Genomic DNA, 25,157 nt, shown 5'->3' on the forward strand with positions numbered 1-25,157 from the left:
TGTGGTTCTTTTTTATTAAATTGCTTCAAATTAATTCTCTATGAAAAAATTCTTCAAGCTCATTGGTTTTGCCTCTTTTATTGGAATCTTTTATTTGGGGTTCACAACTTATCCAAAACTGGATTTAATTTCTGGCTTTTCAGCCAAAAGTATCGCCTCGGGTCATTTTATTGATAATCGTTCGCAGGAAATGATTGAGAAAGGCGACAATGATATCGATATGATTGATTTAGCCAAGAACCAAATTGAAGATGCCGGAAAGTTTGCCATCGCCTCGGTTTATGGTTTGAAAGAACGAAAAGCAATTTACCGTGAAGGTTTAGGAGCGACTTTAATCAACGGTGATTTTGATGTTTCAAAACCGTATTTGCTTCCCAAAAGAACAACAGCGAACAACAATTCGCCTTTTCCCTATGGAAATAAGGAACCTAAAGACACCATTTTTAGTAATGTTGATTATACAAAATTGAATGCGGCTGTCGCCAATGCTTTTGATGCAAAAGGGCAAATCAAAAAAAGAACACGTTCCCTCTTAGTGGTTTATAAAGATAAAATTATCGCCGAAAAGTATGATACGGGTTTCGATAAAAGCAGTAAAATATTGGGTTGGTCGATGACAAAAAGTATTACCAGCGCTATGTTTGGAATTTTGGAAAAAGAAAAAAAATATGATATTTATAAACCTGCTCCTATTGCAGAATGGAAAAGTGATGATCGAAAAATTATCACTACAAATGATTTATTGCACATGAATTCCGGTTTGGAATGGGAGGAGCAATACGATAAAATTTGTGATGCTACCGAAATGCTTTTTCAGGCCGAGGATATGACTCGCGTTCAATTAGAAAAACCGGCTGCTTTCAAACCTAATACGCATTGGAATTATTCTTCGGGAACCTCGAATTTGCTTTCCGGGATTTTGCGGAAGCAATTCAAAACGCATCAGGAGTATTTAGATTTTTGGTTTTCGGCTTTGATTGATAAAATTGGAATGAACTCGATGGTGATCGAAACGGATATGGCCGGAAATTATGTGGGTTCTTCCTATGGCTGGGCTACCACGCGTGATTGGTCAAAATTTGGGCTATTGTATTTGCACAAAGGCAATTGGAACGGCGAACAGATTTTTAACGAAAGTTGGGTAAAATATACCGCAACGCCTACGAATACGTCAGACGGAAGATATGGCGGTCACTTTTGGCTCAATGCCGGTGGACATTTCCCCGATGTTCCCCGCAATATGTATTACTGCAGCGGTTTTCAAGGTCAGATGGTGGCGATTATTCCGTCACTGGATTTAGTAATTGTACGAATGGGATTGAAGGAAAATCCTAATTTTGATTTTAATGGAATGTTGAAAGGGATAATTGAAAGTGTGAAGAAATAAGTTTTATGATAAAGAATAAATTTTTACAATCAGTTTTAATGATAATTGGAGGTTGGTTTTCAATAGGTTTAGGTTATTCTACGAATCTAGGGTACTCAATAATAAATACATTTTGTTTTTTGGGAGGTCTTGTATTGTTTTTTATAGGAATTATAATGTTTATTATTGCAGTGAGAGATTAAATAATTAACAGCAAAGGGCACAAAGTTTTGTAAAAACCTTGTGCCCTTTGCATTAATCTTTGTGAACCTTGTGCTTAAAAACTACAAATCAAATCCCATTTTAACACCTAACTTAGTGGCGATAATTTTGGCAATTCGTTGTCTGAGTTCTGGGATCTTAACGCTTTCGATAACTTTGTTTGAAAAGGCAAACATCAATAAGGCTTTAGCTTCTTTTTTAGGTATTCCGCGTTGTTGCATATAGAACATTGCAGTTTCGTCTAGTTGACCTATGGTGCAGCCGTGAGAGCATTTGACATCATCCGCAAAAATTTCCAATTGTGGTTTGGCGTTGATTGTTGCTTTGTCGCTTAGAAGTATATTGTTATTTTTTTGAAAAGCATTCGTTTTTTGAGCTTCTCTTTCTACGTAAATCTTTCCGTTAAAAACACCCGTTGAACGATCGGAATAGATTCCTTTGTAGTCTTGGTGACTCTCACAATTTGGTGTTGAATGTTGTACCAAAGTATAATGGTCTACATGTTGCTTATCCCCAATGATGGTGATCCCGTTCAGATAACTTACAATTCTTTCCCCAAAATGGTAGAAATTCAAGTTGTTTCGGGTTAGGTTTCCACCAAAACTAAAGGTGTTTACAGAGACACTACTTTCTTGTTTTTGAGAAACGTAGGTGTTATCAATAAGGTTGGCTTCTAGTGTGTCATTTTGAATTTTGTAATAATCAACAATAGCGCGTTTTTGAGCAAAAATCTCGGTAACAGAATTCGTTAACACTGGATTTTCGTTTAAACTTTGATGACGTTCAATAATTTGGGCATGAGAATTTTCTCCTACAATAATCAAATTTCTTGGTTGAACCATTAGCGCTGCTTCATTTCCTGTTGAGAAATACATAATCTCAATGGGTTTATCTGCTACCTTGCTTTTTGGTATATTGATGTACGCTCCTTCATTAGCGAAAGCGGTGTTTAATGAAGTTAGACTTTCGTCTTTGCTGGCAATTTGATTAAAATACGTGTCAATGATCATTTTGTATTTTGGTTTGGTCAATGCTGATGACATTAAACAAACATCAATCCCCTCGTGTGTGGTTGAAGATAAATTAGAGCTGAAAACACCGTCAATAAATACTACTTTATAGGTGTCTATTTCGTGTAAAAAATATTTTTTTACGTGGTTGAATTCAACTGCATTTTCCTGTTTTGAAAAAACGGTAAAGTCATTTTTTAGAATGGCGTTTAGCGATGTGTATTTCCAAGCTTCGTCTTTTTTAGTTGGGAAACCTTTATTTTCAAAGTTTTTTATGGCAGCAGTTCTTACGTCATGAAGTTCAGAGTGAACATCAATTCGTTCTTCGAAAGCCATAAAAGACGATAATAATTTTTCTTTTAATTCCATTTTTATATTGTTTAAAGTTTAAGGTTTAAAAGTTTAAAGTTATCTCGAGACAACGTTAGACTTTAAACTTCAAACAAATTTTTAAGCTTCTTGTTCTTGTTTAATCCAGTCATATCCTTTTTCTTCCAGTTCATGCGCTAGCTCTTTTCCACCGGATTTTACAATTTTTCCATTGTATAACACGTGAACGAAGTCAGGAACGATATAGTCTAATAATCTTTGGTAATGCGTAATCACTACGATTGCATTTTTGTCACTTTTTAGTTTGTTAACTCCATTGGCAACAATACGCAAGGCATCAATGTCAAGACCAGAATCAGTTTCATCAAGAATAGCCAATTTTGGTTCTAGCATTGCCATTTGGAAAATTTCGTTACGTTTTTTCTCTCCACCAGAAAATCCTTCGTTTAATGAACGAGACAAAAACTTACGATCAATTTCTAGTAATTCTGATTTCTCCCGAATTACTTTTAGCATCACGTTAGCAGGCATTTCTTCATGTCCGTTTGCTTTTCGTGTTTCGTTGATGGCTGTTCTCATGAAATTAGTGACTGAAACTCCTGGGATTTCTATTGGATATTGGAACGACAAGAACACTCCTTTGTGTGCTCTTTCTTCTGGCGCTAATTCAGAAAGATCTTCTCCGTCCAGAGTAATTTCGCCTTGAGTTACCTCGTAGTTTTCGTTTCCAGCAATGATCGAAGCCAATGTACTTTTTCCTGCACCATTTGGTCCCATTATTGCATGGATTTCTCCTGCTTTTACTTCAAGATTGATTCCTTTTAATATTTCTTTCCCCCCAATTGAGGCGTGTAAATTTTTTATACTTAACATATTGTCTTTGTTTATTCGTAATGACCTTTTAGTGATAAAATGTCTAATATTTCAATTGTATTTTCTTCGGTAACTTTATATATAATGCGATGTTCTTGATTTATTCTTCTTGACCATTTTCCAGAAAGCTGGTATTTCAATTGTTCTGGCTTTCCGATTCCTTCAAAAGGATGAAGTTGAATGTCTTCTATTAAATCTGTAATTTTACTTAAAATGTTTTTATTTCCAGATTTAATCCAAAAATCTAAATCTTTCCTAGCTTTAATGGTAAATACTATTTGCATAAAGCACGTATTTCTTCCATCGTCATTTTTATCCCTTTCCCGTCTTTTAGACTTTGTTCTGCTTCCAAAATTTCTTTTACAAACTCAGTGTTATATGGATTTTCGTCTTTTACAATTTCAAAGCCAAGCGATTTTGCCAATGATTTCAACAGAGGAAAATCTTTTTTCTTTACATTTTTTAAAATTATATCCATAATATTTAGATTTAAAAAATTACCCTACCGAACCTTCTAACGAAATTTCTAATAATTTTTGTGCTTCTACGGCGAATTCCATTGGTAATTTATTCAATACATCTTTACTGAAACCATTTACTATTAAGGCAATTGCTTTTTCAGTGGGGATTCCGCGTTGGTTGCAATAGAAAACTTGGTCTTCGCCAATTTTACTTGTCGTAGCCTCATGTTCTATTTGTGCCGATGGATTTTTACTTTCGATATAAGGAAAAGTGTGCGCACCACAATTGTCTCCCATTAATAAGGAATCACATTGCGAAAAGTTTCTGGCATTGTCCGCATTAGGTGAAATTCGAACTAAACCACGGTAACTGTTTTGTGATCTTCCTGCAGAAATTCCTTTAGAAATAATGGTTGATTTCGTGTTTTTACCTAAGTGGATCATTTTAGTTCCTGTATCGGCTTGTTGGAAATTGTTAGTCACCGCAATCGAATAAAATTCCCCTGTTGAATTGTCTCCTTTTAAAATAACAGAAGGATATTTCCAAGTTATAGCAGAACCAGTTTCTACCTGTGTCCATGAAATCTTTGCGTTTTTCTCACACAAACCTCTTTTGGTTACAAAATTAAAAACCCCACCTTTTCCCTCTTTATTTCCGGGATACCAGTTTTGTACTGTAGAATATTTAATTTCAGCATCGTCTAGAGCAATTAGTTCTACTACAGCAGCGTGTAATTGGTTTTCATCACGACTTGGGGCGGTACAGCCTTCTAAATAAGAAACATAGCTACCCTCATCAGCAATTAATAATGTTCTTTCAAATTGTCCGGTACCTCCTTGATTGATTCTGAAATATGTTGAAAGTTCCATTGGACAACGAACACCTTTTGGAATATAACAGAAAGATCCATCTGAGAATACTGCTGAATTTAAAGCCGCGTAAAAGTTGTCTTTTTGCGGTATGACGGTTCCTAAATATTTACGGACTAATTCTGGATGTTCTTTGATAGCTTCGGAAATACTCATAAAGATAATTCCTTTTTCACCTAATGTTTTCTTGAAAGTAGTAGCTACTGAAACAGAGTCTACTACGATATCCATGGCTACATTATTCATCATTTTTTGCTCATCAACGGAGATTCCTAACTTTTTGTACATTTCTAAAAGTTCTGGGTCTACGTCGTCTAATGTTTTATTAGGATCTACCGCTTTTGGAGCTGAATAATAGGAAATTGCCTGAAAATCAGGTTTGGTATAATGCACATTAGCCCATTCCGGCTCTGTCATTTGCTCCCAAGCACGAAAAGCCTCCAGACGCCAATCTGTCATCCATTGTGGCTCTCCTTTTTTGTTCGAAATCGCGCGAACGATATCTTCATTTAAACCAACTGGAAACGTTTCTGATTCCAATTCGGTGTAAAATCCATATGCGTATTCTTTATTTTCGAGTTCGATTTTTAATTCGTCTTCTGTATATTTTGACATAATTTTATTTTTTAAAATCATTAAGACATAATTGCCTTAATGGTTTAAGTCTTTTGTTACTGGTTATAGCGAAAATGATTCCCCACAACCACAAGTTCTATTGGCATTAGGATTATTGAAAATAAATCCCTTACCATTAATTCCTCCTGAGAATTCTAATATTGTTCCGGCTAAGTACAAAAATGATTTTTTTTCGACAGCGATAGTGATATTGTTGTCAACAAAAATTTTATCGTCTTCACCTTTTACTTTGTCAAATTTTAAATCATAGGACAATCCAGAACATCCGCCGCTTTTTACACCCACTCTTACGTAGTCGATGGTAGCGTCAAAACCATCATCTTTCATTAAATCGATGATTTTTTTTCTTGCTGTGTCAGAAACTTTTATCATAGCTTATATTGATTTTGTCTAAATTAACAACAAAGGTAATACATAAAAAACTTTTTTTTGTGTTTGATAACATTTTTATAACTAATGTAAAAATAGAAAAAAGCTATTTGAAAGCCTTAAAAGCATTTGAATTCCCTAACTTTGGATTCTCTCGTAAAATAAAAAACATGAAATTATATCCTATTGAAACCGGAAATTTTAAATTAGATGGTGGGGCAATGTTTGGTGTGGTTCCAAAAACAATTTGGAATAAAACCAATCCAGCTGATGAAAATAATCTGATTGATATTGCAGCACGCTGTTTACTAATTGAAGAAGGAAACCGATTAATTTTGATTGATACCGGAATGGGAAACAAGCAATCGGATAAATTTTTTGGCTATTATTCGCTTTGGGGAACACATTCGATGGACAAATCGCTAGCTAAATATGGTTTTCATCGGGATGATATCACCGATGTTTTTATGACCCATTTGCATTTTGATCATTGTGGTGGTAGTGTACAGTGGAACAAAGATAAAACAGGGTATGAACTAGCTTTCAAAAATGCTAAATACTGGTCAAATGAAAGTCATTGGGAATGGGCAACAAAGCCGAACCCAAGAGAAAAAGCATCTTTTTTATCGGAAAATATTTTGCCAATACAGGAAAGTGGGCAGTTGAATTTTATCCAAAGACCGGAAGGCGATTTTCTTTCAACATCAGAGTTAGGTTTTGGCATCTTCTTTGCTGATGGACACACCGAGAAGCAAATGATTCCACACATTCAATATAACGATAAAACTATTGTTTTTTGTGCTGATTTATTGGCAACAGCCGGGCATGTTCCAGTTCCTTATGTTATGGGTTATGATACAAGACCTTTGCTGACCATGCCTGAAAAAACAAAATTTCTTAATGCAGCAGCTGATAATAATTATTATTTATTATTAGAGCACGATGCGCACAACGAAATCATTACAGTGGAGAAAACAGAAAAAGGCGTTCGTTTGAAAGAGCGATTTTCGTGTGAGGAAGTCTTAACATAGTGTTAAGGATAGCTTCATTTGTAACAAAAAAAATTATTTTAGACAAATATTTAAAATTAATAAATACATTTTCAATGAATACCATTAAACCTATTTGTATATCTGCTTTTGCCTTTTTGGCACTAGCAGGATGTGGCGCTTCAAGACAAGTTTCAAACAATTCCAATTCTGGACTAGTTGCCATCAGCGCTCCTTTAAACATCACAAAAAAAGCACCAATTACTGAAAATGACCTGAAACGTTGGAGTCATTTAGATATTGTCACGGATACCATTCCGGGTATGAGTGTCGATAAAGCCTATGCTGAATTATTGAAAGGTAAAAAAGGTGTACCTGTAATTGTTGGAATTCTAGATTCAGGCGTAGATATTGAGCACGAAGATTTAAAATCAGTGCTTTGGACTAATACTAAAGAAATTCCTGGAAACGGAATTGATGATGACAATAACGGATATATTGATGACATTTACGGTTGGAATTTTCTGGGAGACATCACTAAAGAGAACTTGGAATACGAAAGAATCATCAAAGATAAAACCTTAGTTGATGATGCTACTTATCAAGCTGCAAAAGCATTGAATGACAAAAAAGTTGCCGAAGCTAGCTCTGGTAAAGCTCGTTTAGAACAAATGTTAGTAGCTATCAACGCTGGTGATGCGACTTTAGTAAAATATTTTGGAAAACCAGTGTACACAATCGAAGAGGTAAATGCAATTGTCACACAAGAACCGGAAACACAAAAAAGCAAAGCAGCAATGCAACAAATGCTTTCTTATGGATTGCCTGTAGCAGACTTAAAAACAGCAATTGAAAATGATCTTAGCGGTTTTATCGCCCTTATAAACGGAGACAATTTAAAAACAGATTACCGTAAAGTTGTAGGAGATAATCCAAATGACATCACGGATACTAAATATGGTAATAATAATGTGATGGGACCAGATAAGAACGAAATTCTTCATGGAACTCACGTTGCCGGTATTGTTGCTCAAAGCAGAAACAACGTTTTAGGTGGTGATGGTGTTGCTAATAACGTTCAAATCCTTACCGTTCGTGCAGTGCCAGATGGTGATGAGTATGATAAAGATATTGCACTTGGAATTCGTTATGCAGTTGATAATGGTGCCAAAGTAATCAACGGAAGTTTTGGAAAAAGTTTTTCGCCACACAAGCAATGGGTTTATGATGCTATAAAATATGCAGAAAAAAAAGACGTATTGATCGTTCACGCAGCCGGGAATGATGCAAAAGACATTGATTATGCAGAGAATTTTCCTAACGATTCTGAAGATAAAATAACGGAATTTGCAGATAATATGATTACAATTGGAGCTTTGAATTTTGAATACGGTAATAAAGTTGTGGCTCGTTTTTCTAATATTGGAAAAATTAATGTAGACGTTTTTGCACCCGGAGTAAAAATCTATGCTACAACTCCAAACGACACCTATAAGTATTTACAAGGGACTTCAATGGCTGCGCCCAATGTAGCCGGAGTGGCTGCTTTGATTCGTTCATATTACCCAAAACTATCCGCCCAACAAGTGAAACATATCTTGATGGATTCAGGAATTGCTATTTCAGCAGAGGTAATTGTTGGTGGAAAAGCAAATGATACGCGTTCTTTTACTACTCTGTCTAAATCAGGGAAAATAGTAAATGCTTACAATGCTTTACTGATGGCAGAAAAAATGTCTAAATAATTTATAAAAAACTCATTAAATGGAAGGACAAATTGTCCTTCCATTTTTATTTATACCTACCTATGAAAAAATTACTTTTATTTTCTTTTGTTGTTTTTGGCTTTGGGACTGTTTCTGCCCAAAACACTTCATATTGGCAACAGCACGTTGATTACAAAATGGATGTTTCCATGGATGTGAAAACATACCAATACAAGGGCAACCAGGAATTGGTTTATACCAATAATTCTTCGGATACGTTGAGGAAAGTGTATTATCATCTATTTAATAATGCTTTTCAGCCAGGAAGCGAGATGGATGCCAGAATACAAACCGTTAAAGATCCGGATGGCAGAATGGTCACCAAAATAAAAGTGGATGGCAAGGAAGTGAAGGAAAGCCGAATCAAAAATTTGAAACCAAATGAAATTGGTTATTTGCGAATTTCAAATTTCAAACAAGACGGAGCAATTGCTGCTGCAAAAGAGATTGGGACTATTCTTGAAGTTACTTTGGCTAAGCCAATTTTGCCAAACACTAAAACCACATTTACACTAGATTTTGAGGGTCAGGTTCCCATTCAGATTCGTCGTTCCGGAAGAAATAATGCCGAAGGTGTAGCATTATCCATGGCACAATGGTATCCAAAAATGGCTGAATTTGATTTTGAAGGTTGGCATGCAGATCCTTACATCGCCAGAGAATTTCATGGTGTTTGGGGAAATTTTGACGTAAATATTACAATTGATAAAAATTATGTTTTAGGAGGTACCGGTTATTTACAAAACAAAAACGAAATAGGTCACGGCTATCAAGACCAAGGTGTTGAAGTGTCTGTTCCAAAGAAAACAAAAATGTTGACTTGGCATTTTAATGCGCCAATGGTTCATGATTTTACATGGGCTGCTGATCCGGATTACATTCATGATGTAGTAAAAGGACCTAACGGTGTTGATTTGCATTTTTTGTATAAAAACAACCCAAAATACATTCAAAACTGGAAAAACCTGCAGCCAAAAACGGTCCAGTTAATGGAAATTTACAACAAAACGGTGGGAGATTATCCGTACAAACAATATTCTGTGATTCAGGGTGGCGATGGTGGAATGGAATATGCCATGTGTACGCTAATTTTGGGTCAAGGAAGTTTTGAAGGACTATTAGGAGTTACCGCTCATGAAATGGCCCACTCTTGGTTCCAGCATGTATTGGCTTCCAATGAATCAAAACACGGATGGATGGACGAAGGATTTACGTCTTTTCTGGAGGATTTTGGACTGAATGAAATTGCGGATAAAAAAGTAGAAAACCCATTTGCTGGAGCTTATGCTGGATATTTTTCTATGGCAAATTCAGGAAAAGAATTACCACAAGGAACGCATGCAGACCGTTTTGATGAAAACAGAGTTTACAGCATTACATCGTATAGTAAAGGCGAAATTTTCTTGACTCAATTGATGTATTTGATAGGAAAAGAAAATCTAATGAAGACGTTGAAGCGGTATTATGGTGATTTTAAATTCAAGCACCCTACGCCAAATGACATCAAAAGATCTGCCGAACGAGTTTCTGGAGCAAATCTGGATTGGTATTTGACAGATTGGACCCAAACCACCAATACGATTGATTATGGCATCAAGGGTTTAAAGGAAACAGCAGATAAAACAACGGTTACTCTAGAAAGAATCGGCAGAATGCCAATGCCTATTGATCTGTTAGTAGAATATACGGATGGAACAACAGAAAGTTTCTACATCCCGTTGCGTATGATGAGTTTCGAAAAAGAAAATCCAAATCCCGCCATAAAAAGAACGGTTTTGGGTGATTGGGCTTGGGCGTATCCAACCTTTGAATTTGATATTTCTAAATCAAAAGCTTCCATCGAGAAAATCACCATTGATCCAAGTGGATTAATGGCTGATTTGAAAAAGGAAAACAATACGTACGAGATAAAATAACTATTATTGAAACGTCATAAAAAAAGTCTAGTTTTCACAACTAGACTTTTTTTTGGCTTATATTTTAAGTAAACTATTTCAAATGCTCTAGCATATCCACCGTCATTGATTCCAAATCAAACTCATGTTTCCATCCCCAGTCCTTTCTGGCTTCAGCATCATCAATACTTGCTGGCCAGCTGTCAGCAATTTTTTGCCGGAAGTCTGGCTCATAAGTGATCGTAAATTCAGGAATGTGTTTCTTGATCTCGGCAGCAATCTCTGTTGGCGTAAAGCTCATGGCAGCTAGATTGTACGAAGAATGAATTTTTATTTGGTCTGCCGGCGCTTGCATAATTTGGATGGTCGCAGCAATGGCATCGTCCATGTACATCATTGGCATTTTAGTTTCTGAGGATAAAAAACATTCGTATGTTTTATCGGAAAGTGCTTTGTGAAAAATATCCACCGCATAATCTGTAGTTCCACCACCAGGAGGCGATGACCAGCTGATTAAACCCGGATAACGAATGCTTCTTACATCTACACCAAAGATATTATGGTAGTATTCGCACCATCTTTCGCCCGCCTGTTTACTGATTCCGTACACCGTTGAAGGTTCCATTATCGTATATTGCGGGGTATTTTCTTTGGGAGTTGTTGGTCCAAAAACCGCAATACTCGAAGGCCAGAATATTTTTTTTATTTTTCCGGCTTTCGCCAAATTCAAAACATGAAACAACGAATTCATGTTCAAGTCCCAAGCAAATGCAGGATTTTTTTCTGCTGTTGCTGATAATAATGCCGCCATCAAATACACTTCGTCAATTTGGTGTACTTCTACTAAATGTTCAATTTGGTTAAAATCTAAGGCATTTACCACTTCAAATGGTCCTGAATTTACGACATCAATATTTAACTTTCGGATATCCGAAGCGATAACATTTTCTGTTCCATATATCTTGCGCAGTTTTTGGGTAAGTTCCGTTCCTATTTGCCCACAAGCGCCAATAATCAATATTTTTGTACTCATTTTTGTCTGTTTTTGAAAACAAAGATAACGTTTTCGAAAATAACATAACTTTGACCAAAATGAGAAAAAAAATCTTAAAATAGATACTGAAAATAGGCTAAATATCTTAATTTTTGATATTATTAAACCTAAAAAAGAGTAAAATAATATTAGATTGTTATTCGGACACTGGAATTCATTATTGTAAATTTACTTTGTAACTTTGTGCTTTAATGAAATTAAAAATGAAATACAATATCGCCGTTTTTTTTTCGCTGATCTTTCTTTTCTTATCCTGTAAAAATGACAATGAAAAGCGCATTGCAGAAAATAAAAAAGAGATGCAAAAAAGAGAAGTAATTTTCAAAAACATAGAAGAAAGTTGGATTTTTTATGATACACCTGTAACGGAAGCTTCTGAAAAAAGCCTTGGATCTTGGAACCAATGGCGCGATTTTTTAACGGAATTAGCTTTAAAACCGAAAAAAACTATTGGCGCTTTTCAGCAAAAGTCAAAAGCACTTTCTAAAAAAGCAATGGCTTTAAATGATAATATTCCTTATGAGTATGCTAAGCCTCCGATAAAAAGTAGGATTTCAACATTGATTACAAAAGTACGATTGCTTGATTTATTCATTAATTTGGATGTTATTCCAGATAAAAAAGTGATAAAGTTAGTTTCAGAAATAAATTTACAATTAGTTTCTTTGCAAAGACAAATGGATAAAATCACCGAAAAAAATAAGATTCCTATCGAAGAAGGCGAATCTGAATTAATGAAAATGATGGATACCACAAGAGCCATTCCCAATACACCTTTAATCGACACAAATATTTCACGAGTTGAGTAAAACAGCCTTATATAATACCTACGATAATTCGCCAAAAACTCAGCAAATTGCTGCTCGTTTAGTAGAAAACAATCAAGTCAAAATGCATTTGCCAGGACTTTTGGGTTCTGCGCTTTCGTTTGTTGTTCGATCAATTTTCAAAAAATCGGAGCTTCCTTTCTTACTTATTTTAAACAATAAAGAAGAAGCTGCGTATTATTTGAATGACTTAGAACAAATGATTGGGGAACAAGATGTACTTTTTTATCCGGGTTCATTTCGTCGTCCGTACGAAATCGAAGATACCGATAATGCGAATGTTTTGCTTCGTGCCGAAGTATTGAACCGCATCAATTCCCGCAAAAAACCAGCCGTTATTGTCACTTATCCCGAAGCATTATCCGAGAAAGTGGTTACGAGAAAAGAATTAGATAGAAACACCTTGAAAGTTGCTGTTGGTGACAAGCTTTCGATTGATTTTATCAACGAAATTTTGTTCGAGTATGAGTTCAAAAGAGTAGACTTTATCACAGAGCCCGGAGAATTTTCAGTTCGTGGTGGTATTGTTGATGTGTTTTCGTTTTCGAATGATAATCCGTACCGAATTGAGTTTTTTGGAGATGAGGTAGAAAGCATTCGTACTTTTGATGTTGCGACGCAATTGTCAATCGTGACACAAAAAAAGATTACTATAATCCCAAATGTGGAGAACAAAGTTTTTCAGGAAAACCGAGAAAGTTTTTTGGATTATATTTCGGAGAAAACAGTAATTTTCATTCAGAATACCGAAGATTTTTTATTGCAATTGGACAAACAATTTGGCAAAGCCGAAGATGCTTTCGCAAAATTGTCGCAGGAAATAAAACGTTCGTCACCAGAACAATTGTTCCTGAATCAGGCAGAATTTATACAAAGAGCGTTGCATTTTTCGGTAGTGGAATTGAGTTCAAAAGCAATTTTTAGAACTAATAAAAAATTTGAATATTTCATTCAGCCGCAGCCATCGTTCAACAAACAATTTGATTTGTTGTTGAATAATCTTAATGAGAATCATTTTAATGGCTATAAAAATCATTTATTTTGTTCTAGTGACGCTCAAGTCAAGCGATTTCACGATATTTTTAAAACCCTGGATGAAGCAAATTCAGAAAACATACGCAAGCAATATCATACCGTTGTTTTGCCATTGTACCAAGGATTTATAGATGAGGAAAACCAAATTACTTGTTACACAGATCATCAGATTTTTGAACGTTATCATAAATTCAACATCAAAAATGGATATTCTAAAAAACAGAATATTACTTTAAAAGAACTTACAACACTTTCTGTTGGTGATTATGTAACGCACATTGATCATGGAATTGGTCGTTTTGGAGGTTTACAAAAAATACAAGTGGAAGGCAAAATACAAGAAGCGATAAAGCTTGTTTATGCCGATAATGATATTGTGTATGTGAGTATTCATTCACTGCACAAGATTTCAAAATACAACGGAAAAGACGGAACTCCACCCAAAATTTACAAATTGGGTTCGAATGCTTGGAAGATTTTAAAACAAAAAACCAAGGCGCGCGTCAAGCATATTGCATTCAATTTGATTCAATTGTATGCCAAAAGAAGATTAGAAAAAGGATTCCAGTTTGCACCTGACAGTTATTTACAAAACGAATTGGAAAGTTCTTTTATTTATGAAGATACTCCGGACCAAACCAAATCTACGGCTGAAGTAAAAGCTGATATGGAAAGTGATCGCCCAATGGATCGTTTGGTTTGTGGCGATGTGGGTTTTGGGAAAACCGAAGTCGCTATTCGTGCAGCTTTCAAAGCGGTAGACAATAGCAAACAAGTCGCAATCCTAGTTCCAACAACAATTTTAGCATACCAACATTATAGAACATTTACGGAACGATTAAAAGATATGCCAGTTTCAATTGGGTATTTAAACCGTTTTAGAACGGCCAAACAGAAAGCAGAAACCTTAAAATTATTAGCCGAAGGAAAACTTGATATTTTAATTGGAACACATCAATTAGTCAATAAAAATGTAGTTTTCAAAGACCTTGGATTATTGATTGTGGATGAGGAACAAAAATTTGGTGTCAACGTAAAAGACAAACTCAAAACGATTGCTGCAAATGTTGATACATTGACGTTAACGGCTACGCCAATCCCGCGAACCTTGCAATTTTCATTGATGGCAGCGCGCGATTTATCAGTGATTACGACACCTCCGCCCAATCGTTATCCTATTGAAACGAATGTAGTCGGCTTTAGCGAAGAGTTGATTCGGGATGCGATTTCGTATGAAATTCAGCGAAACGGACAGGTTTTCTTTATCAATAATCGAATAGAAAACATCAAGGAAGTTGCCGGAATGATTCAGCGTTTGGTGCCCAATGCTAAAGTTGGTATTGGACACGGCCAGATGGATGGGAAAAAATTGGAGGAATTAATGTTGGCTTTCATGAACGGAGAATTTGATGTTTTGGTCGCCACCACCATTATCGAAAGCGGATTAGATGTTCCTAATGCCAATACAATTTTTATCAATAATGCGAATAATTTTGGATTGTCTGATTTACATCAAATGCGGGGTCGAGTAGGACGTAGCAATAAGAAAGCATTTTGCTATTTTATATGTCCGCCGTATTCAGCGATGACGGATGATGCCCGAAAACGAATTCAGGCCTTGGAACAATTCAGCGAATTAGGAAGCGGTTTTAATATTGCGATGAAAGATTTAGAGATTCGTGGTGCCGGAGATTTATTAGGAGGAGAACAAAGTGGTTTTATCAACGAAATTGGTTTTGACACCTATCAAAAAATCATGAATGAAGCTCTTGATGAATTGAAAGAAAACGAATTCAAGGAGTTGTATCCGGAGGAAAATAATCTGGAAACTAAAGAATATGTCAAAGACCTGCAAATTGACACTGATTTCGAGTTATTATTTTCGGATGAATACATCAATAATGTTTCGGAGCGATTGAGTTTATATAGCGAGTTGGGCTTGGTAAAAAACGAAGAAGAATTGATCGTTTTTCAAAATAAATTGATTGACCGTTTTGGTCCAATGCCGCCACGTGCCAAAGCATTGATGAATAGTATTCGTATTAAGTGGATTGCAACCCGCGTAGGGATCGAGAAGTTAGTCATGAAACAAGGTAAGATGATTGGGTATTTTGTCTCTGATCAGCAATCTAAATATTACCAATCTAACCGTTTTCAGGCTGTTTTACAGTTTGTCCAGAAAAATAGCTCTATTTGTAAAATGAAAGAAAAACAAACGCCGGCAGGATTGCGCCTTTTGTTAACTTTTGACAATGTGAAAAATACTAGAACAGCTTTGGAATTGATGGAGATGTTGGGTGGCGAATAAGATATTTTTAAATTGGATTCTGATTTACACTTAATTCAATTTTTTTTATCAAAACGAAATAGATTTAAGATTATTTTTTTTTATTATTTGAAAATGAAATAGTTAGTTAAATTTCAGGATTTATTTTTTTAACACAATCAAAAAAGATAACTTTGTTACACTAAAATTTTTAAGTTATGAATTTAGCCGCCAGAAAATATAATTTTATTCAAGAGTTGACCACTATAGACGAAAGTTTATTGGAAAAACTTGAAATTATTTTAAAAACCAGTAAAAAAGATTGGTTTACTGATTTGAATTCAGATGAAAAACTTGAAATTGAAATCGGTTTAAAGCAAGCAGAAAATGACGAATTTATAAGTAACGAAACTGTAATGAATAGATTTTCTAAATGGCGTTAAAGATCAAGTGGACGCCACAAGCCGATAACGGTTTAGCAATTGTTATTGAATATTTAGAAGCAGAATGGACTTTTAGAGAAATTTTGCAATTGGAAGAAAATATTAACCAAGTTACCAATCAGATTAGTCTTTACCCTGACTTATATCCAAAATCTGAAACCTACAAAAATCTTCATAAAGCAATAGTAGATAAAAATAACTACTTGGTCTACCGAGTAAATTATAAAAAATCAAGTATTGAAATAATTAATTTTAGAGGAACTAAACAAAAACCGGAATATTAGAAAACTAATCTAATTCTTCAAATCCTTAATTACTTTAAAAGCTACATCTACTTGTTCCTCGCTCACTAAAATAGTAAATTCATTAGAAGTTGAAATTACTTCATTGATGATGATTCCTTCCCAAGCCAAACGCTGAAAAATAAAATAGTAAATCCCAGGAACAACAATGTTTTCTTTGGGTAATTTTACAGTAATCGAAGCTAGATTGTCGAGTTTTTGGATTAGTTTCTCATTAGCAAAATGCTTGTCAACTAAGTGATTGATACTGTTGCTAACCACAATGTTTGTTTCGTTCACTCCTCTGGATGAAGTGTAAAAAATATCCGGTAACGTATTGATATCTGTAATTAAATCAGCCTGTTTGTTCAATACGCTGTCTGATGCGGCAAAAGTATAATCCGTCAAAGAAGAGCGAACAGTGATTTCGCCAATGTTTTTAATGACTTTGTTGATCTTATGGTTTAACCTGAAATCCAGTTCTTCGGTAAGTCTTTTTAAAGCCATAACAACCGCGCCTTGTTTTACTTCCTTGCTAAATTCACTTTCTAATTCGGTCATTATATTTCGAGATAATGATGTCAAATTAATGATGCCTAATGATAAAGCATTCAACAAAAATGGCTTTGTTTTGATATAGTTTTCAACTATGGAAGAAACAGTTTTCATGATTTATTTTTTTTGTGTTGTAATTAGGCACGTAATCAGTGTGTAAATATAACGCAAATGTAAATAAAAAAACAATTTGTTACAAATATAACATTCAAAAGATGAATTAGAAATGATAAAAGGCATCGATAAGGTGCTCAATTACAAATGATTTACCTTCTTTATGGATTGCTATTATATCAAAACGAACTTCAATATCTAAATTTCTTTCGTTGACAAATGCATCAACTGCTTTTACAAGAAGCTGGATTTTTTTTGGTTTTACAAAATCTTGTGGCAAGCCAAATTCCAGAGAGGAACGGGTTTTGACCTCAACAACGGCAAGAGTGTTTCCTTTTTGAGCGAGAATATCTACTTCGGCTTTTTGGAAGATCCAATTAGTTTGTAAAATCGAATAGCCGTCTTTTCTTAGAAATTCGACCGCCATTTCTTCACCAAGTTTCCCTAGTTCGTTGTGTTCCGCCATTAAAAAAAGTTGTTTAAAGTTTTCAAACCTCTATAATTAATTCTTAAAATTCGAGAGGTTAATTTATGATCAAAATTTAGCATGATAACAATTGTTCTCGATCTGCTCCCGTTTAGTCTCTCCCTCCTTCGGAGGTAGGATTTCTTTATTCAAAAACCAGCGTACTGTTTTTTTCATTGACTTCGATCGTCACATTGTTTCCTAAAATTAACGCTCTATTATCTTGAATATGACCGGCAGGAAAATTATATAATATAGGAATATGATATGTTTTGGTTACATCCTCGATAATTTCGATAGCATTTTTTCCCCAAGGAATATCATTATCCTTCATTCTTGTCATAGAACCCACCACTATTCCTTTGATACTTTCCAGACAACCATTTCGCTTTAAATTCATCATCATGCGATCAATATGATACAAATATTCATCTAAATCTTCTATAAACAATATTTTATCTGAACAATCAATTGCGGATGGCGAACCCATTAAGCTGTATAAAATTGATAAATTTCCACCCACTAATTCTCCGGTGGCTTTTCCGGGTCTATTCATTATAAAAGGGTCAATTGTATAGGATAGTTCTTCACCAAAGAGCGCAATACGAATGGTTTCGATAGCTTGTGGAGTAGCTCTTGGAGCGGTTATTGGCATGATTCCGTGAATGGATTTGTAACCCATTGTATTCAAATGATTGTGTAAAACTGTTACATCACTGAATCCAACAATCCATTTCGGATTTTTTTTAAAGACAGTAAAATCTAGTAAATCGATCATTCTTACGGTTCCGTATCCACCTTTTACACACCAGATGGCTTTAATGTTTGGATTGTCCAGTTGTTGCTGAAAATCGGCTGCTCGCTGTTCGTCGGTTCCGGCTAATTGATTGTTGTCTAAGCCTATTGTGCTGCCAATGACAACCTCCAGTCCCCAACTGTGCAACAAATCAATAGCAGGTTTCAGGTTGTCATCTGTGTTTTTTCTGGCTGTTGCCAAAATAGCTACGGTATCTCCTTTTTGTAAACTAGGCGGTGTAATCATGTTATATTGGGCTTGACTGTTGAAAGATTGTAAAACAAAAATAAACAATAGAAATTGATATAAAATAGAATGACGTGGTGTAAAAGTAAATCGGTCTTTATTCATGCTTTATTGTTTTTCTTAAATAACTTTACTTGTAAAGGCTTTACAGTAAAAAACAAAGATAGACAATTAGAAAATAATCTTGAGTTCGCGCACAAATGACTATTTTTACAAATAACAGATTTATAAAGAAATCGTATCAACGACTGGAAATAAATGATATTTATGAGAATTTCGTACTGTATTCCGCTTTTACTTTTATTTTTTCCAATAGCAATATCTCATGCGCAACAAAAAAAGTATGTGATTCACACCGTTGCATTTTATAACTTTGAAAATCTTTTTGATACGATAAATGATCCTGATACTTTTGATGAAGAATGGACTCCAAAAGGGCTGCAGCGATGGACCTACGATAAATACAAAAAAAAGCTAGTTAACTTAGCCCGTATCTTATCGGAAATAGGTTCTGCTGAAAATACCGATTCGCCCACATTTATTGGTGGATGCGAAATAGAAAACCGAGGTGTTTTAGAAGATTTAGTCAAACAACCGAAATTGATCGACAAAGACTACGGAATCATCCATTTTGATTCGCCTGACAAAAGAGGAATTGATGTGGCGCTCTTGTATCAGAAAAAGAAATTTCAGCCCACGAGTTACAGCAATATTCCGTTGTACATTTACAAAGAAGGGACTCTTACGCATGAAAGTTCCAAAGCCAGTTCCGAAGAAAAAACAGATGATGAATTACAAATAAGTACTATAAATTATCGGGTTTACACTCGAGATCAGCTTTTGGTCACTGGATTTCTAGATGGCGAGGAAATTAATATTATCGTCAATCACTGGCCGTCCCGTTCTGGCGGCGAGAAAAAATCAAGTCCGTTTCGCGAAGCCGCAGGAGCATTAAACCGGAAAATAATTGATTCGCTACAGCGCGTAAATCCAAACGCAAAAGTGATTACTTTAGGCGATTTGAATGATGGACCGTATAACAAAAGTGTCAAAGTGGAGCTTGGCGCCAAAGCAAAAAAGACGGAGGTACTTCCGTTTGGGATTTATAATCCATTTGAAGAAATGGCTAAAAAAGGATTTGGAACCATCGCATTCCGAGATGCCTGGGATGTTTTTGACCAAATAATGGTTTCCGAAACCTTGCTGCAAACGGATTATTCGAGTTTTCGATATTGGAAAGCAGGAATTTACAACAAATCGTTTTTGATACAAACCAGCGGACAATATAAAGGATATCCGTTACGGCATTCCACGACCGAAATAGGATTTAGCGACCATTTTCCCGTTTATATTTATTTAATCAAGGAAAAAAAATAACAGTTCATAATTTCATAAATTTACATTTAAAATAAAAATCATGGCAATTGCAAAACCTTTTAACCTAAATAAATGGATTGACGAAAACCGTCATCTGCTCAAACCGCCCGTTGGCAACAAGAATTTATACACAGAATCCGGTGATTATATCGTTATGGTAGTTGCTGGTCCTAACGCCCGAAAAGACTATCATTATAACGAAACCGAAGAGTTATTTTACCAACTTGAAGGCTCCATAAAAGTGATTGTTCAAGATGAGGGCGAGCGAAAGGAAATGGAATTGCATCCTGGAGATATGTATCTTAATCCGGCTAAAACCCCCCATTCTCCAGTACGTTCCGAAGGTTCTATTGGACTTGTAATTGAACGAAAAAGAGCCGGACAAGGATTTACGGACGGCCTGCTTTGGTTTTGTGATTCTTGCAATCATAAACTGCACGAAGTCTATTTTGAACTGCATAATATCGAGAAAGATTTCTTGCCTCATTTTGAACATTTCTACAATTCGGAACACTTAAGAACTTGCGAAAAATGTGGCACTGTAATGGAAACGGATCCAAGATTTGTTGCCAGAAAATAATTTTTGGGAGCTAATTACTTCGTCAGTTCGTTTCGCTTGTGTCCGCTATCCGTTTTATCTTTTTTGGCTTAAAGAAAGCCGCAAAAGGATGCCGCTGCTATCGGGGCTGAAAAACATAAAATAAAAGTGGCAATGTTTACTATTTCACCTTAAATCAATATATTTGTAAAAAAATATAACAATTTTTAATAAAAAAGTTACAATGATAACAATAACAGATCAATTCGGAATAAAAGACGCCCTTAAGCAATTAGGGATTGAGGAGATAAATGAAGGAACATCAACTGGAGCAGCTAATTTTGCCAACGGAAAAATCATCGAAAGTTATTCGCCAGCAGATGGAACTTTAATTGGAAAAGTAAAAACGTCTTCTAAAGAGGATTATGAAAAAGCGATGCAAAAAGCTTCAGAAGCTTTCCTAGAATGGCGCATGGTTCCTGCTCCCAAAAGAGGCGATATCGTTCGTCAGATGGGGGATGAATTAAGAAAATTCAAAGAGCCTTTAGGAAAACTCGTTTCGTATGAAATGGGAAAAAGTCTTCAAGAAGGATATGGCGAAGTGCAGGAAATGATTGATATCTGTGATTTTGCAGTGGGATTATCCCGTCAGTTGTACGGATTAACCATGCATTCTGAACGGCCTATGCACAGAATGTATGAGCAATACCATCCAATAGGAACCGTGGGTATCATTTCAGCATTTAACTTTCCGGTAGCAGTTTGGAGTTGGAATGCAATGATTGCTTGGGTTTGTGGTGATGTTGCTATTTGGAAACCAAGTTCAAAAGTACCTTTATGCGGAATTGCTTGTCAAAATATTATCAAAACAGTTCTAAAAAGAAATAACGTTCCCGAAGGTGTTAGTTGTTTAGTAACAGGAAACGAATCCGGAGATCTAATCAATAATGACAAAAGAATTTCGTTGGTTTCTTTTACAGGGTCAACTAGAATCGGACGTCATGTATCAAAAACTGTTGCAGAACGTTTTGGAAAAACTATTCTTGAATTAGGGGGAAACAATGCAATTATCGTTTCGGAACATGCGGATATCAATATGGTATTAGTAGGAGCCGTTTTTGGAGCGGTAGGAACAGCAGGGCAGCGCTGTACATCAACCAGACGTTTAATCATTCACGAAAGTGTGTATGACAAAACCATCAGCGTGTTGAAAAACGCCTACGGTCAATTGCAAATAGGAAATCCATTGGATGAGAAGAATCATGTTGGGCCAGTTATCGATAAAGGCGCTGTTCAGGAATATTTGAATGCAATTGAAAGCGCTAAAAAAGAAGGTGGAAAAATCATCGTGGAAGGTGGTTTGGTTGAAGGCGAAGGATATGAAAGCGGTTGTTATGTAAGACCATGTATCATTGAAGCTGAAAATCATTTTGACATCGTACAAACAGAAACTTTTGCCCCTATTTTATATGTAATGAAATACGGTACAATTGAAGAAGCAATTGCATTACAAAACGGAGTTCCACAAGGACTTTCTTCTTCTATTTTTACCAATAGCATGAGAGAAATGGAATTGTTCCTTTCTCAATCTGGTTCTGATTGTGGAATTGCCAATGTAAATATTGGTACTTCCGGAGCAGAAATTGGTGGAGCTTTTGGTGGTGAAAAAGAAACTGGGGGTGGACGTGAATCGGGTTCTGACGCTTGGAAAGCCTACATGAGAAGACAAACCAATACGATTAATTACGGAGCACAATTGCCATTGGCACAAGGAATCAAATTTGATTTGTAGTTCTAGAATATAACAAACTAAAAAAGGCAATTTGAATATTTCAAATTGCCTTTTTTTATTAAAAATTCTTTGACAACATTAAGTATAATCGTTCTATAAATTGAAAGATGCACCGATGTTAAAGGTGAATTGATTGTTCAGTTTATCAAAACCTATTGGATTTGTTTTATAACTGGCAATTGGAATACCGGCTTCGGTGAAAACACCAAATCCTTCTGTAAAGAAATAACGGAATCCTAAATGTGCACCAAAATTCCGTAACCCTACATCTAATCCCGGATAAAGATCCATTTTTGGGTCTAATTCAAACACATTTCCCAAGTTTGCATTAAACCGTCCTTTAATGTCCACTCGGTCTCCAAAATCCGGTTTGTTCCCTAAATCATCTTTGGAAACAGATAGCAAATAAGAAGTTGCAAATCCAAATGACATATTTTCTCCAAGTCCAAAATCAGAAGATATACGAATTCCAGATCCTCCGTTTTGGATGATTGCCCCAACATCAAATTTTACATCCCCATCTCCTTTGAAAGCTTGTGCATTAGCCAGACCTACAGTCATTAACACTATTATTGTAATAATTTTTTTCATACTCTTAATTTTTTAAATGAGTGCAAAAGTAGTTCAATAAAATCTAATTTCTTCCTTTCTCGTCAAAATACAACTGATCTAAAGGTTCGCTTTGCCAGAATTCCTTAGTGTCAACATCCATAATAGTCAATGGCCCTTTGAAAGCTGCTCCAGTATCTACATTCCAAACATTTGCTTTTTGTACGGGAGTCGTTTCACTTATTCTAGTAACTGGAGTATGACCAATGTAAATTTCATCGTACAAGGTAAACCGTTTTGGATAAAACGGGTGATCGGATTTCATTGTTGTGTCTAATGCTAATGCGGTTTCCCACAGGGTTCTGTCCCAATAGAAAAGTCCCGGAAAATACTCAAAACTGACGCCGTTCATATTGGTAAAGCCAGCATGAACAAACAAACGTTGTTGCTCGTCAAGATGATAATTCTCTAAGGATTTTAGGAATTCAATGTGCTTTTGCTTGGTTTCTATGTTAACGGATTCGTAGGCCAAAACAGTCGCTTCTCCGCCATGTTTATACCACAACAGATTGTCTTTGCTTTCGTCAAGCCATTCCAGCAATAAATCATCGTGATTGCCACGAATACAAATGCAGTTTTGTTTGATTTTTAAATCAATTATAAAATCAAGTACCTGAGGGGATTGGCTCCAGCCGTCAACGTAATCTCCCAGAAAAATCAATGTATCATTTTTAGTAACTTTGGCTCTCTCCATAATTTGGTGCAATGCTCGCAAACCACCGTGGATATCGCCTATAACAAGTGTTCTCATTTAAGGGTTGTGTTCTTTTATTAGTTTAAAAGTAGCCATAAGTTTTAGCTATTTTTCAAGTGCTAAAATTAAGTAAAAGTGTGGTGAACGAAGCTTTTTTGGTTCATTTTTTTTAAAATAATTAAAGAATCTATATTTAAATAAAAAGTTGAAATATCACTGTTTTAGGTGATTGTTTTATTTAATTTTTCAGATTAGTTTTATAAAAAAAATTAAACCCTCTCAAAATGAGTGCACTTCTTGCGTTATCGATACTTTTGGCTAAACTGATCTGTCAAGTTTTAAAAGAATTGTTGGCCTTGATTTAGGACTGTGAATTTATGTAAGTAGAAAATAGATTTCATTGTAAATATCTTACACCCAAATTAAAACACAACAAAGGTTTTCAAATTTCAAGAAGCTAAAATTATATGTGTCTAAAAGTTTTATTAGTTGATGATCATGTTATGATTACAGATTGCTATAAAATGGTTTTAAAAGATTTAGAAATAAATTCAGAAATCACTTCGGTCAATTCTTTGAAGTGCGCATATAATTTCGTTTTTAAGCAAAATCTGGAAGTTATTGATTTGGCAGTGTTAGATTTGAGTATGCCAGAGTGTTTAGAAAATAATTTAAAAAACGGAGAAGATTTAGCAAAGTTATTACGAACGAAGCACCCTGAAATTAAAATTATTTTTATCTCAGGATATTTAAATAAGCTTACATTAAGCAGCATTATAAAAAATATAAATCCAGAAGGTTTAGTTGAAAAATCAGATCTTGATTATGACTCAATTCACGTTATTTTTAAGAAAATTGTCGAAGGAGAGGTTTATAAAAGTGAAAGAATAAACAAAACCATCAACGAGAACAGAATTAACAACATACATTTTAACATTTTGAATAGAGAAATTATTCTTCTGATTTCACAAGGTATAACTACTAAAAACCTTCCCAATTATATTCCTTTAACACTAAGTGCAATTCATAAAAGAAAATCGGCTATAAAGGAATTGCTGCATATTAATACTGGTAATGACGAGGATATCATTAGAGAATCTCGGAAAATAGGGATTATTTAAAAATTATAATTATTTGAGTAGAAAAACTTCTTTGATTATTTTAAAGAAGTGTTTTTATTAAACTTTAACAAGGAAGGTAGTAAAACTACCCTTACTGTATTTTTAATTTTTTTAAATTTGAATAATGATATAATCTTCTCATATGAATCCGATTAT

Annotated in this window: 24 protein-coding genes; 12 read left to right on the top strand and 12 right to left on the bottom strand. The window is 35.1% G+C overall.

The window, feature by feature from the left end; genetic code table 11:
* Nucleotides 1-40 precede the first annotated feature (40 nt).
* Nucleotides 41-1,387 (top strand): serine hydrolase domain-containing protein, encoded by a 1,347-nt coding sequence (locus ACEN2F_RS08360; protein WP_441737845.1) that lies wholly within the window; start codon nucleotides 41-43, stop codon nucleotides 1,385-1,387.
* Between the two features lie 263 nt (nucleotides 1,388-1,650).
* Here ACEN2F_RS08360 and sufD read toward each other — a convergent pair whose 3' ends face one another.
* The 6 genes from sufD to ACEN2F_RS08390 all read right to left on the bottom strand — a co-directional run bounded on the left by sufD (nucleotide 1,651) and on the right by ACEN2F_RS08390 (nucleotide 6,140).
* A complete protein-coding gene (sufD, locus tag ACEN2F_RS08365) occupies nucleotides 1,651-2,967 on the bottom strand; it encodes a Fe-S cluster assembly protein SufD (protein WP_441737847.1) in 1,317 nt (438 codons plus the stop codon).
* An 81-nt stretch (nucleotides 2,968-3,048) separates the two neighbouring features.
* Nucleotides 3,049-3,801 (bottom strand): Fe-S cluster assembly ATPase SufC, encoded by a 753-nt coding sequence (sufC, locus tag ACEN2F_RS08370; RefSeq protein WP_441737849.1) that lies wholly within the window; start codon nucleotides 3,799-3,801, stop codon nucleotides 3,049-3,051.
* A gap of 11 nt (nucleotides 3,802-3,812) precedes the next feature.
* Nucleotides 3,813-4,085 carry a Txe/YoeB family addiction module toxin gene (locus ACEN2F_RS08375; protein WP_441737851.1) on the bottom strand — a complete coding sequence of 91 codons (273 nt, stop codon included), beginning with the start codon at nucleotides 4,083-4,085 and terminating at the stop codon, nucleotides 3,813-3,815.
* The gene (locus ACEN2F_RS08380) at nucleotides 4,076-4,279 is read right to left on the bottom strand and encodes a DUF2683 family protein (protein WP_441737853.1); all 204 of its coding nucleotides are present in this window, start codon (nucleotides 4,277-4,279) and stop codon (nucleotides 4,076-4,078) included. The genes ACEN2F_RS08375 and ACEN2F_RS08380 overlap by 10 nt, the downstream gene beginning before the upstream one ends.
* 19 nt (nucleotides 4,280-4,298) lie before the next feature.
* Entirely contained in the window at nucleotides 4,299-5,747 is a 1,449-nt protein-coding gene (gene sufB / locus ACEN2F_RS08385; protein ID WP_441737855.1) for a Fe-S cluster assembly protein SufB, read from the bottom strand.
* Nucleotides 5,748-5,810: 63 nt separating this feature from the next.
* On the bottom strand, nucleotides 5,811-6,140 hold the full coding sequence (locus ACEN2F_RS08390) for a HesB/IscA family protein (protein WP_441737857.1): 330 nt from the start codon (nucleotides 6,138-6,140) through the stop codon (nucleotides 5,811-5,813).
* Between the two features lie 167 nt (nucleotides 6,141-6,307).
* Between ACEN2F_RS08390 and ACEN2F_RS08395 the strand changes: the two genes are divergently transcribed.
* From ACEN2F_RS08395 to ACEN2F_RS08405, 3 genes are all read left to right on the top strand, one after another.
* Nucleotides 6,308-7,168 (top strand): MBL fold metallo-hydrolase, encoded by an 861-nt coding sequence (locus tag ACEN2F_RS08395; protein ID WP_441738023.1) that lies wholly within the window; start codon nucleotides 6,308-6,310, stop codon nucleotides 7,166-7,168.
* Nucleotides 7,169-7,242: 74 nt separating this feature from the next.
* A complete protein-coding gene (locus ACEN2F_RS08400) occupies nucleotides 7,243-8,871 on the top strand; it encodes a S8 family peptidase (protein ID WP_441737859.1) in 1,629 nt (542 codons plus the stop codon).
* 62 nt (nucleotides 8,872-8,933) lie between these two features.
* Nucleotides 8,934-10,808, top strand: a complete 1,875-nt coding sequence (locus tag ACEN2F_RS08405; protein WP_441737861.1) for a M1 family metallopeptidase — start codon at nucleotides 8,934-8,936, stop codon at nucleotides 10,806-10,808.
* 73 nt (nucleotides 10,809-10,881) lie between these two features.
* Here ACEN2F_RS08405 and ACEN2F_RS08410 read toward each other — a convergent pair whose 3' ends face one another.
* On the bottom strand, nucleotides 10,882-11,820 hold the full coding sequence (locus ACEN2F_RS08410) for an L-threonine 3-dehydrogenase (protein WP_441737863.1): 939 nt from the start codon (nucleotides 11,818-11,820) through the stop codon (nucleotides 10,882-10,884).
* 224 nt (nucleotides 11,821-12,044) lie between these two features.
* Here ACEN2F_RS08410 and ACEN2F_RS08415 point away from each other — a divergent pair, with 224 nt between their 5' ends.
* From ACEN2F_RS08415 to ACEN2F_RS08430, 4 genes are all read left to right on the top strand, one after another.
* On the top strand, nucleotides 12,045-12,650 hold the full coding sequence (locus ACEN2F_RS08415; protein WP_441737865.1) for a hypothetical protein: 606 nt from the start codon (nucleotides 12,045-12,047) through the stop codon (nucleotides 12,648-12,650).
* Nucleotides 12,643-16,011 carry a transcription-repair coupling factor gene (gene mfd, locus ACEN2F_RS08420; RefSeq protein WP_441737867.1) on the top strand — a complete coding sequence of 1,123 codons (3,369 nt, stop codon included), beginning with the start codon at nucleotides 12,643-12,645 and terminating at the stop codon, nucleotides 16,009-16,011. Before ACEN2F_RS08415 ends, mfd begins: the two co-directional genes overlap by 8 nt.
* A 176-nt stretch (nucleotides 16,012-16,187) precedes the next feature.
* On the top strand, nucleotides 16,188-16,412 hold the full coding sequence (locus ACEN2F_RS08425) for a hypothetical protein (RefSeq protein ID WP_441737869.1): 225 nt from the start codon (nucleotides 16,188-16,190) through the stop codon (nucleotides 16,410-16,412).
* Nucleotides 16,403-16,696 carry a type II toxin-antitoxin system RelE/ParE family toxin gene (locus tag ACEN2F_RS08430; protein ID WP_441737871.1) on the top strand — a complete coding sequence of 98 codons (294 nt, stop codon included), beginning with the start codon at nucleotides 16,403-16,405 and terminating at the stop codon, nucleotides 16,694-16,696. Before ACEN2F_RS08425 ends, ACEN2F_RS08430 begins: the two co-directional genes overlap by 10 nt.
* A gap of 9 nt (nucleotides 16,697-16,705) precedes the next feature.
* Here the strand turns inward: ACEN2F_RS08430 and ACEN2F_RS08435 are convergent, their stop codons facing one another.
* From ACEN2F_RS08435 to ACEN2F_RS08445, 3 genes are all read right to left on the bottom strand, one after another.
* Nucleotides 16,706-17,362 carry an aspartate kinase gene (locus ACEN2F_RS08435; RefSeq protein WP_441737873.1) on the bottom strand — a complete coding sequence of 219 codons (657 nt, stop codon included), beginning with the start codon at nucleotides 17,360-17,362 and terminating at the stop codon, nucleotides 16,706-16,708.
* Nucleotides 17,363-17,468: 106 nt separating this feature from the next.
* On the bottom strand, nucleotides 17,469-17,828 hold the full coding sequence (locus ACEN2F_RS08440) for a YraN family protein (protein WP_441737875.1): 360 nt from the start codon (nucleotides 17,826-17,828) through the stop codon (nucleotides 17,469-17,471).
* Nucleotides 17,829-17,973: 145 nt separating this feature from the next.
* Nucleotides 17,974-18,975 carry a S66 peptidase family protein gene (locus ACEN2F_RS08445; RefSeq protein WP_441737876.1) on the bottom strand — a complete coding sequence of 334 codons (1,002 nt, stop codon included), beginning with the start codon at nucleotides 18,973-18,975 and terminating at the stop codon, nucleotides 17,974-17,976.
* A gap of 162 nt (nucleotides 18,976-19,137) precedes the next feature.
* On the opposite strand from ACEN2F_RS08445, the gene ACEN2F_RS08450 reads away from it, so the two are divergent.
* The 3 genes from ACEN2F_RS08450 (at nucleotide 19,138) to amaB (ending at nucleotide 22,577) form a co-directional block, all read left to right on the top strand.
* Complete coding sequence (locus tag ACEN2F_RS08450) at nucleotides 19,138-20,247, top strand: endonuclease/exonuclease/phosphatase family protein (protein ID WP_441737878.1); 1,110 nt, start codon at nucleotides 19,138-19,140, stop codon at nucleotides 20,245-20,247.
* Nucleotides 20,248-20,287: 40 nt separating this feature from the next.
* Nucleotides 20,288-20,827 (top strand): 3-hydroxyanthranilate 3,4-dioxygenase, encoded by a 540-nt coding sequence (locus ACEN2F_RS08455; protein ID WP_441737880.1) that lies wholly within the window; start codon nucleotides 20,288-20,290, stop codon nucleotides 20,825-20,827.
* Nucleotides 20,828-21,029: 202 nt separating this feature from the next.
* Nucleotides 21,030-22,577, top strand: coding sequence for an L-piperidine-6-carboxylate dehydrogenase (amaB, locus tag ACEN2F_RS08460; protein ID WP_441737882.1), 1,548 nt, complete (start codon nucleotides 21,030-21,032; stop codon nucleotides 22,575-22,577).
* Between the two features lie 93 nt (nucleotides 22,578-22,670).
* Here amaB and ACEN2F_RS08465 read toward each other — a convergent pair whose 3' ends face one another.
* Nucleotides 22,671-23,168: a DUF6646 family protein gene (locus ACEN2F_RS08465; RefSeq protein ID WP_441737884.1), complete on the bottom strand. Its 498-nt coding sequence runs from the start codon at nucleotides 23,166-23,168 to the stop codon at nucleotides 22,671-22,673.
* A 43-nt stretch (nucleotides 23,169-23,211) separates the two neighbouring features.
* Nucleotides 23,212-23,937 (bottom strand): metallophosphoesterase family protein, encoded by a 726-nt coding sequence (locus ACEN2F_RS08470; RefSeq protein WP_441737886.1) that lies wholly within the window; start codon nucleotides 23,935-23,937, stop codon nucleotides 23,212-23,214.
* 410 nt (nucleotides 23,938-24,347) lie between these two features.
* Here ACEN2F_RS08470 and ACEN2F_RS08475 point away from each other — a divergent pair, with 410 nt between their 5' ends.
* Nucleotides 24,348-25,001 carry a response regulator gene (locus ACEN2F_RS08475; protein WP_441737888.1) on the top strand — a complete coding sequence of 218 codons (654 nt, stop codon included), beginning with the start codon at nucleotides 24,348-24,350 and terminating at the stop codon, nucleotides 24,999-25,001.
* Nucleotides 25,002-25,157 lie beyond the last annotated feature (156 nt).

Source organism: Flavobacterium sp. W20_MBD1_R3, from assembly GCF_052119725.1.
Lineage (GTDB): Bacteria > Bacteroidota > Bacteroidia > Flavobacteriales > Flavobacteriaceae > Flavobacterium.

Bases quoted from the DNA above. Each gene is read 5' to 3' on its own strand.
- ACEN2F_RS08400 (WP_441737859.1), top strand. From the start codon at position 7,243: ATGAATACCATTAAACCTATTTGTATATCTGCTTTTGCCTTTTTGGCA.
- ACEN2F_RS08470 (WP_441737886.1), bottom strand. From the start codon at position 23,937: ATGAGAACACTTGTTATAGGCGATATCCACGGTGGTTTGCGAGCATTG.
- ACEN2F_RS08360 (WP_441737845.1), top strand. From the start codon at position 41: ATGAAAAAATTCTTCAAGCTCATTGGTTTTGCCTCTTTTATTGGAATC.
- sufC (WP_441737849.1), bottom strand. From the start codon at position 3,801: ATGTTAAGTATAAAAAATTTACACGCCTCAATTGGGGGGAAAGAAATA.
- ACEN2F_RS08440 (WP_441737875.1), bottom strand. From the start codon at position 17,828: ATGGCGGAACACAACGAACTAGGGAAACTTGGTGAAGAAATGGCGGTC.
- ACEN2F_RS08455 (WP_441737880.1), top strand. From the start codon at position 20,288: ATGGCAATTGCAAAACCTTTTAACCTAAATAAATGGATTGACGAAAAC.
- sufB (WP_441737855.1), bottom strand. From the start codon at position 5,747: ATGTCAAAATATACAGAAGACGAATTAAAAATCGAACTCGAAAATAAA.
- ACEN2F_RS08410 (WP_441737863.1), bottom strand. From the start codon at position 11,820: ATGAGTACAAAAATATTGATTATTGGCGCTTGTGGGCAAATAGGAACG.
- ACEN2F_RS08380 (WP_441737853.1), bottom strand. From the start codon at position 4,279: ATGGATATAATTTTAAAAAATGTAAAGAAAAAAGATTTTCCTCTGTTG.
- ACEN2F_RS08475 (WP_441737888.1), top strand. From the start codon at position 24,348: ATGTGTCTAAAAGTTTTATTAGTTGATGATCATGTTATGATTACAGAT.
- ACEN2F_RS08390 (WP_441737857.1), bottom strand. From the start codon at position 6,140: ATGATAAAAGTTTCTGACACAGCAAGAAAAAAAATCATCGATTTAATG.
- ACEN2F_RS08445 (WP_441737876.1), bottom strand. From the start codon at position 18,975: ATGAATAAAGACCGATTTACTTTTACACCACGTCATTCTATTTTATAT.
- ACEN2F_RS08415 (WP_441737865.1), top strand. From the start codon at position 12,045: ATGAAATACAATATCGCCGTTTTTTTTTCGCTGATCTTTCTTTTCTTA.
- ACEN2F_RS08465 (WP_441737884.1), bottom strand. From the start codon at position 23,168: ATGAAAAAAATTATTACAATAATAGTGTTAATGACTGTAGGTCTGGCT.
- ACEN2F_RS08430 (WP_441737871.1), top strand. From the start codon at position 16,403: ATGGCGTTAAAGATCAAGTGGACGCCACAAGCCGATAACGGTTTAGCA.
- sufD (WP_441737847.1), bottom strand. From the start codon at position 2,967: ATGGAATTAAAAGAAAAATTATTATCGTCTTTTATGGCTTTCGAAGAA.
- ACEN2F_RS08450 (WP_441737878.1), top strand. From the start codon at position 19,138: ATGAGAATTTCGTACTGTATTCCGCTTTTACTTTTATTTTTTCCAATA.
- amaB (WP_441737882.1), top strand. From the start codon at position 21,030: ATGATAACAATAACAGATCAATTCGGAATAAAAGACGCCCTTAAGCAA.
- ACEN2F_RS08375 (WP_441737851.1), bottom strand. From the start codon at position 4,085: ATGCAAATAGTATTTACCATTAAAGCTAGGAAAGATTTAGATTTTTGG.
- ACEN2F_RS08395 (WP_441738023.1), top strand. From the start codon at position 6,308: ATGAAATTATATCCTATTGAAACCGGAAATTTTAAATTAGATGGTGGG.
- ACEN2F_RS08425 (WP_441737869.1), top strand. From the start codon at position 16,188: ATGAATTTAGCCGCCAGAAAATATAATTTTATTCAAGAGTTGACCACT.
- ACEN2F_RS08435 (WP_441737873.1), bottom strand. From the start codon at position 17,362: ATGAAAACTGTTTCTTCCATAGTTGAAAACTATATCAAAACAAAGCCA.
- ACEN2F_RS08405 (WP_441737861.1), top strand. From the start codon at position 8,934: ATGAAAAAATTACTTTTATTTTCTTTTGTTGTTTTTGGCTTTGGGACT.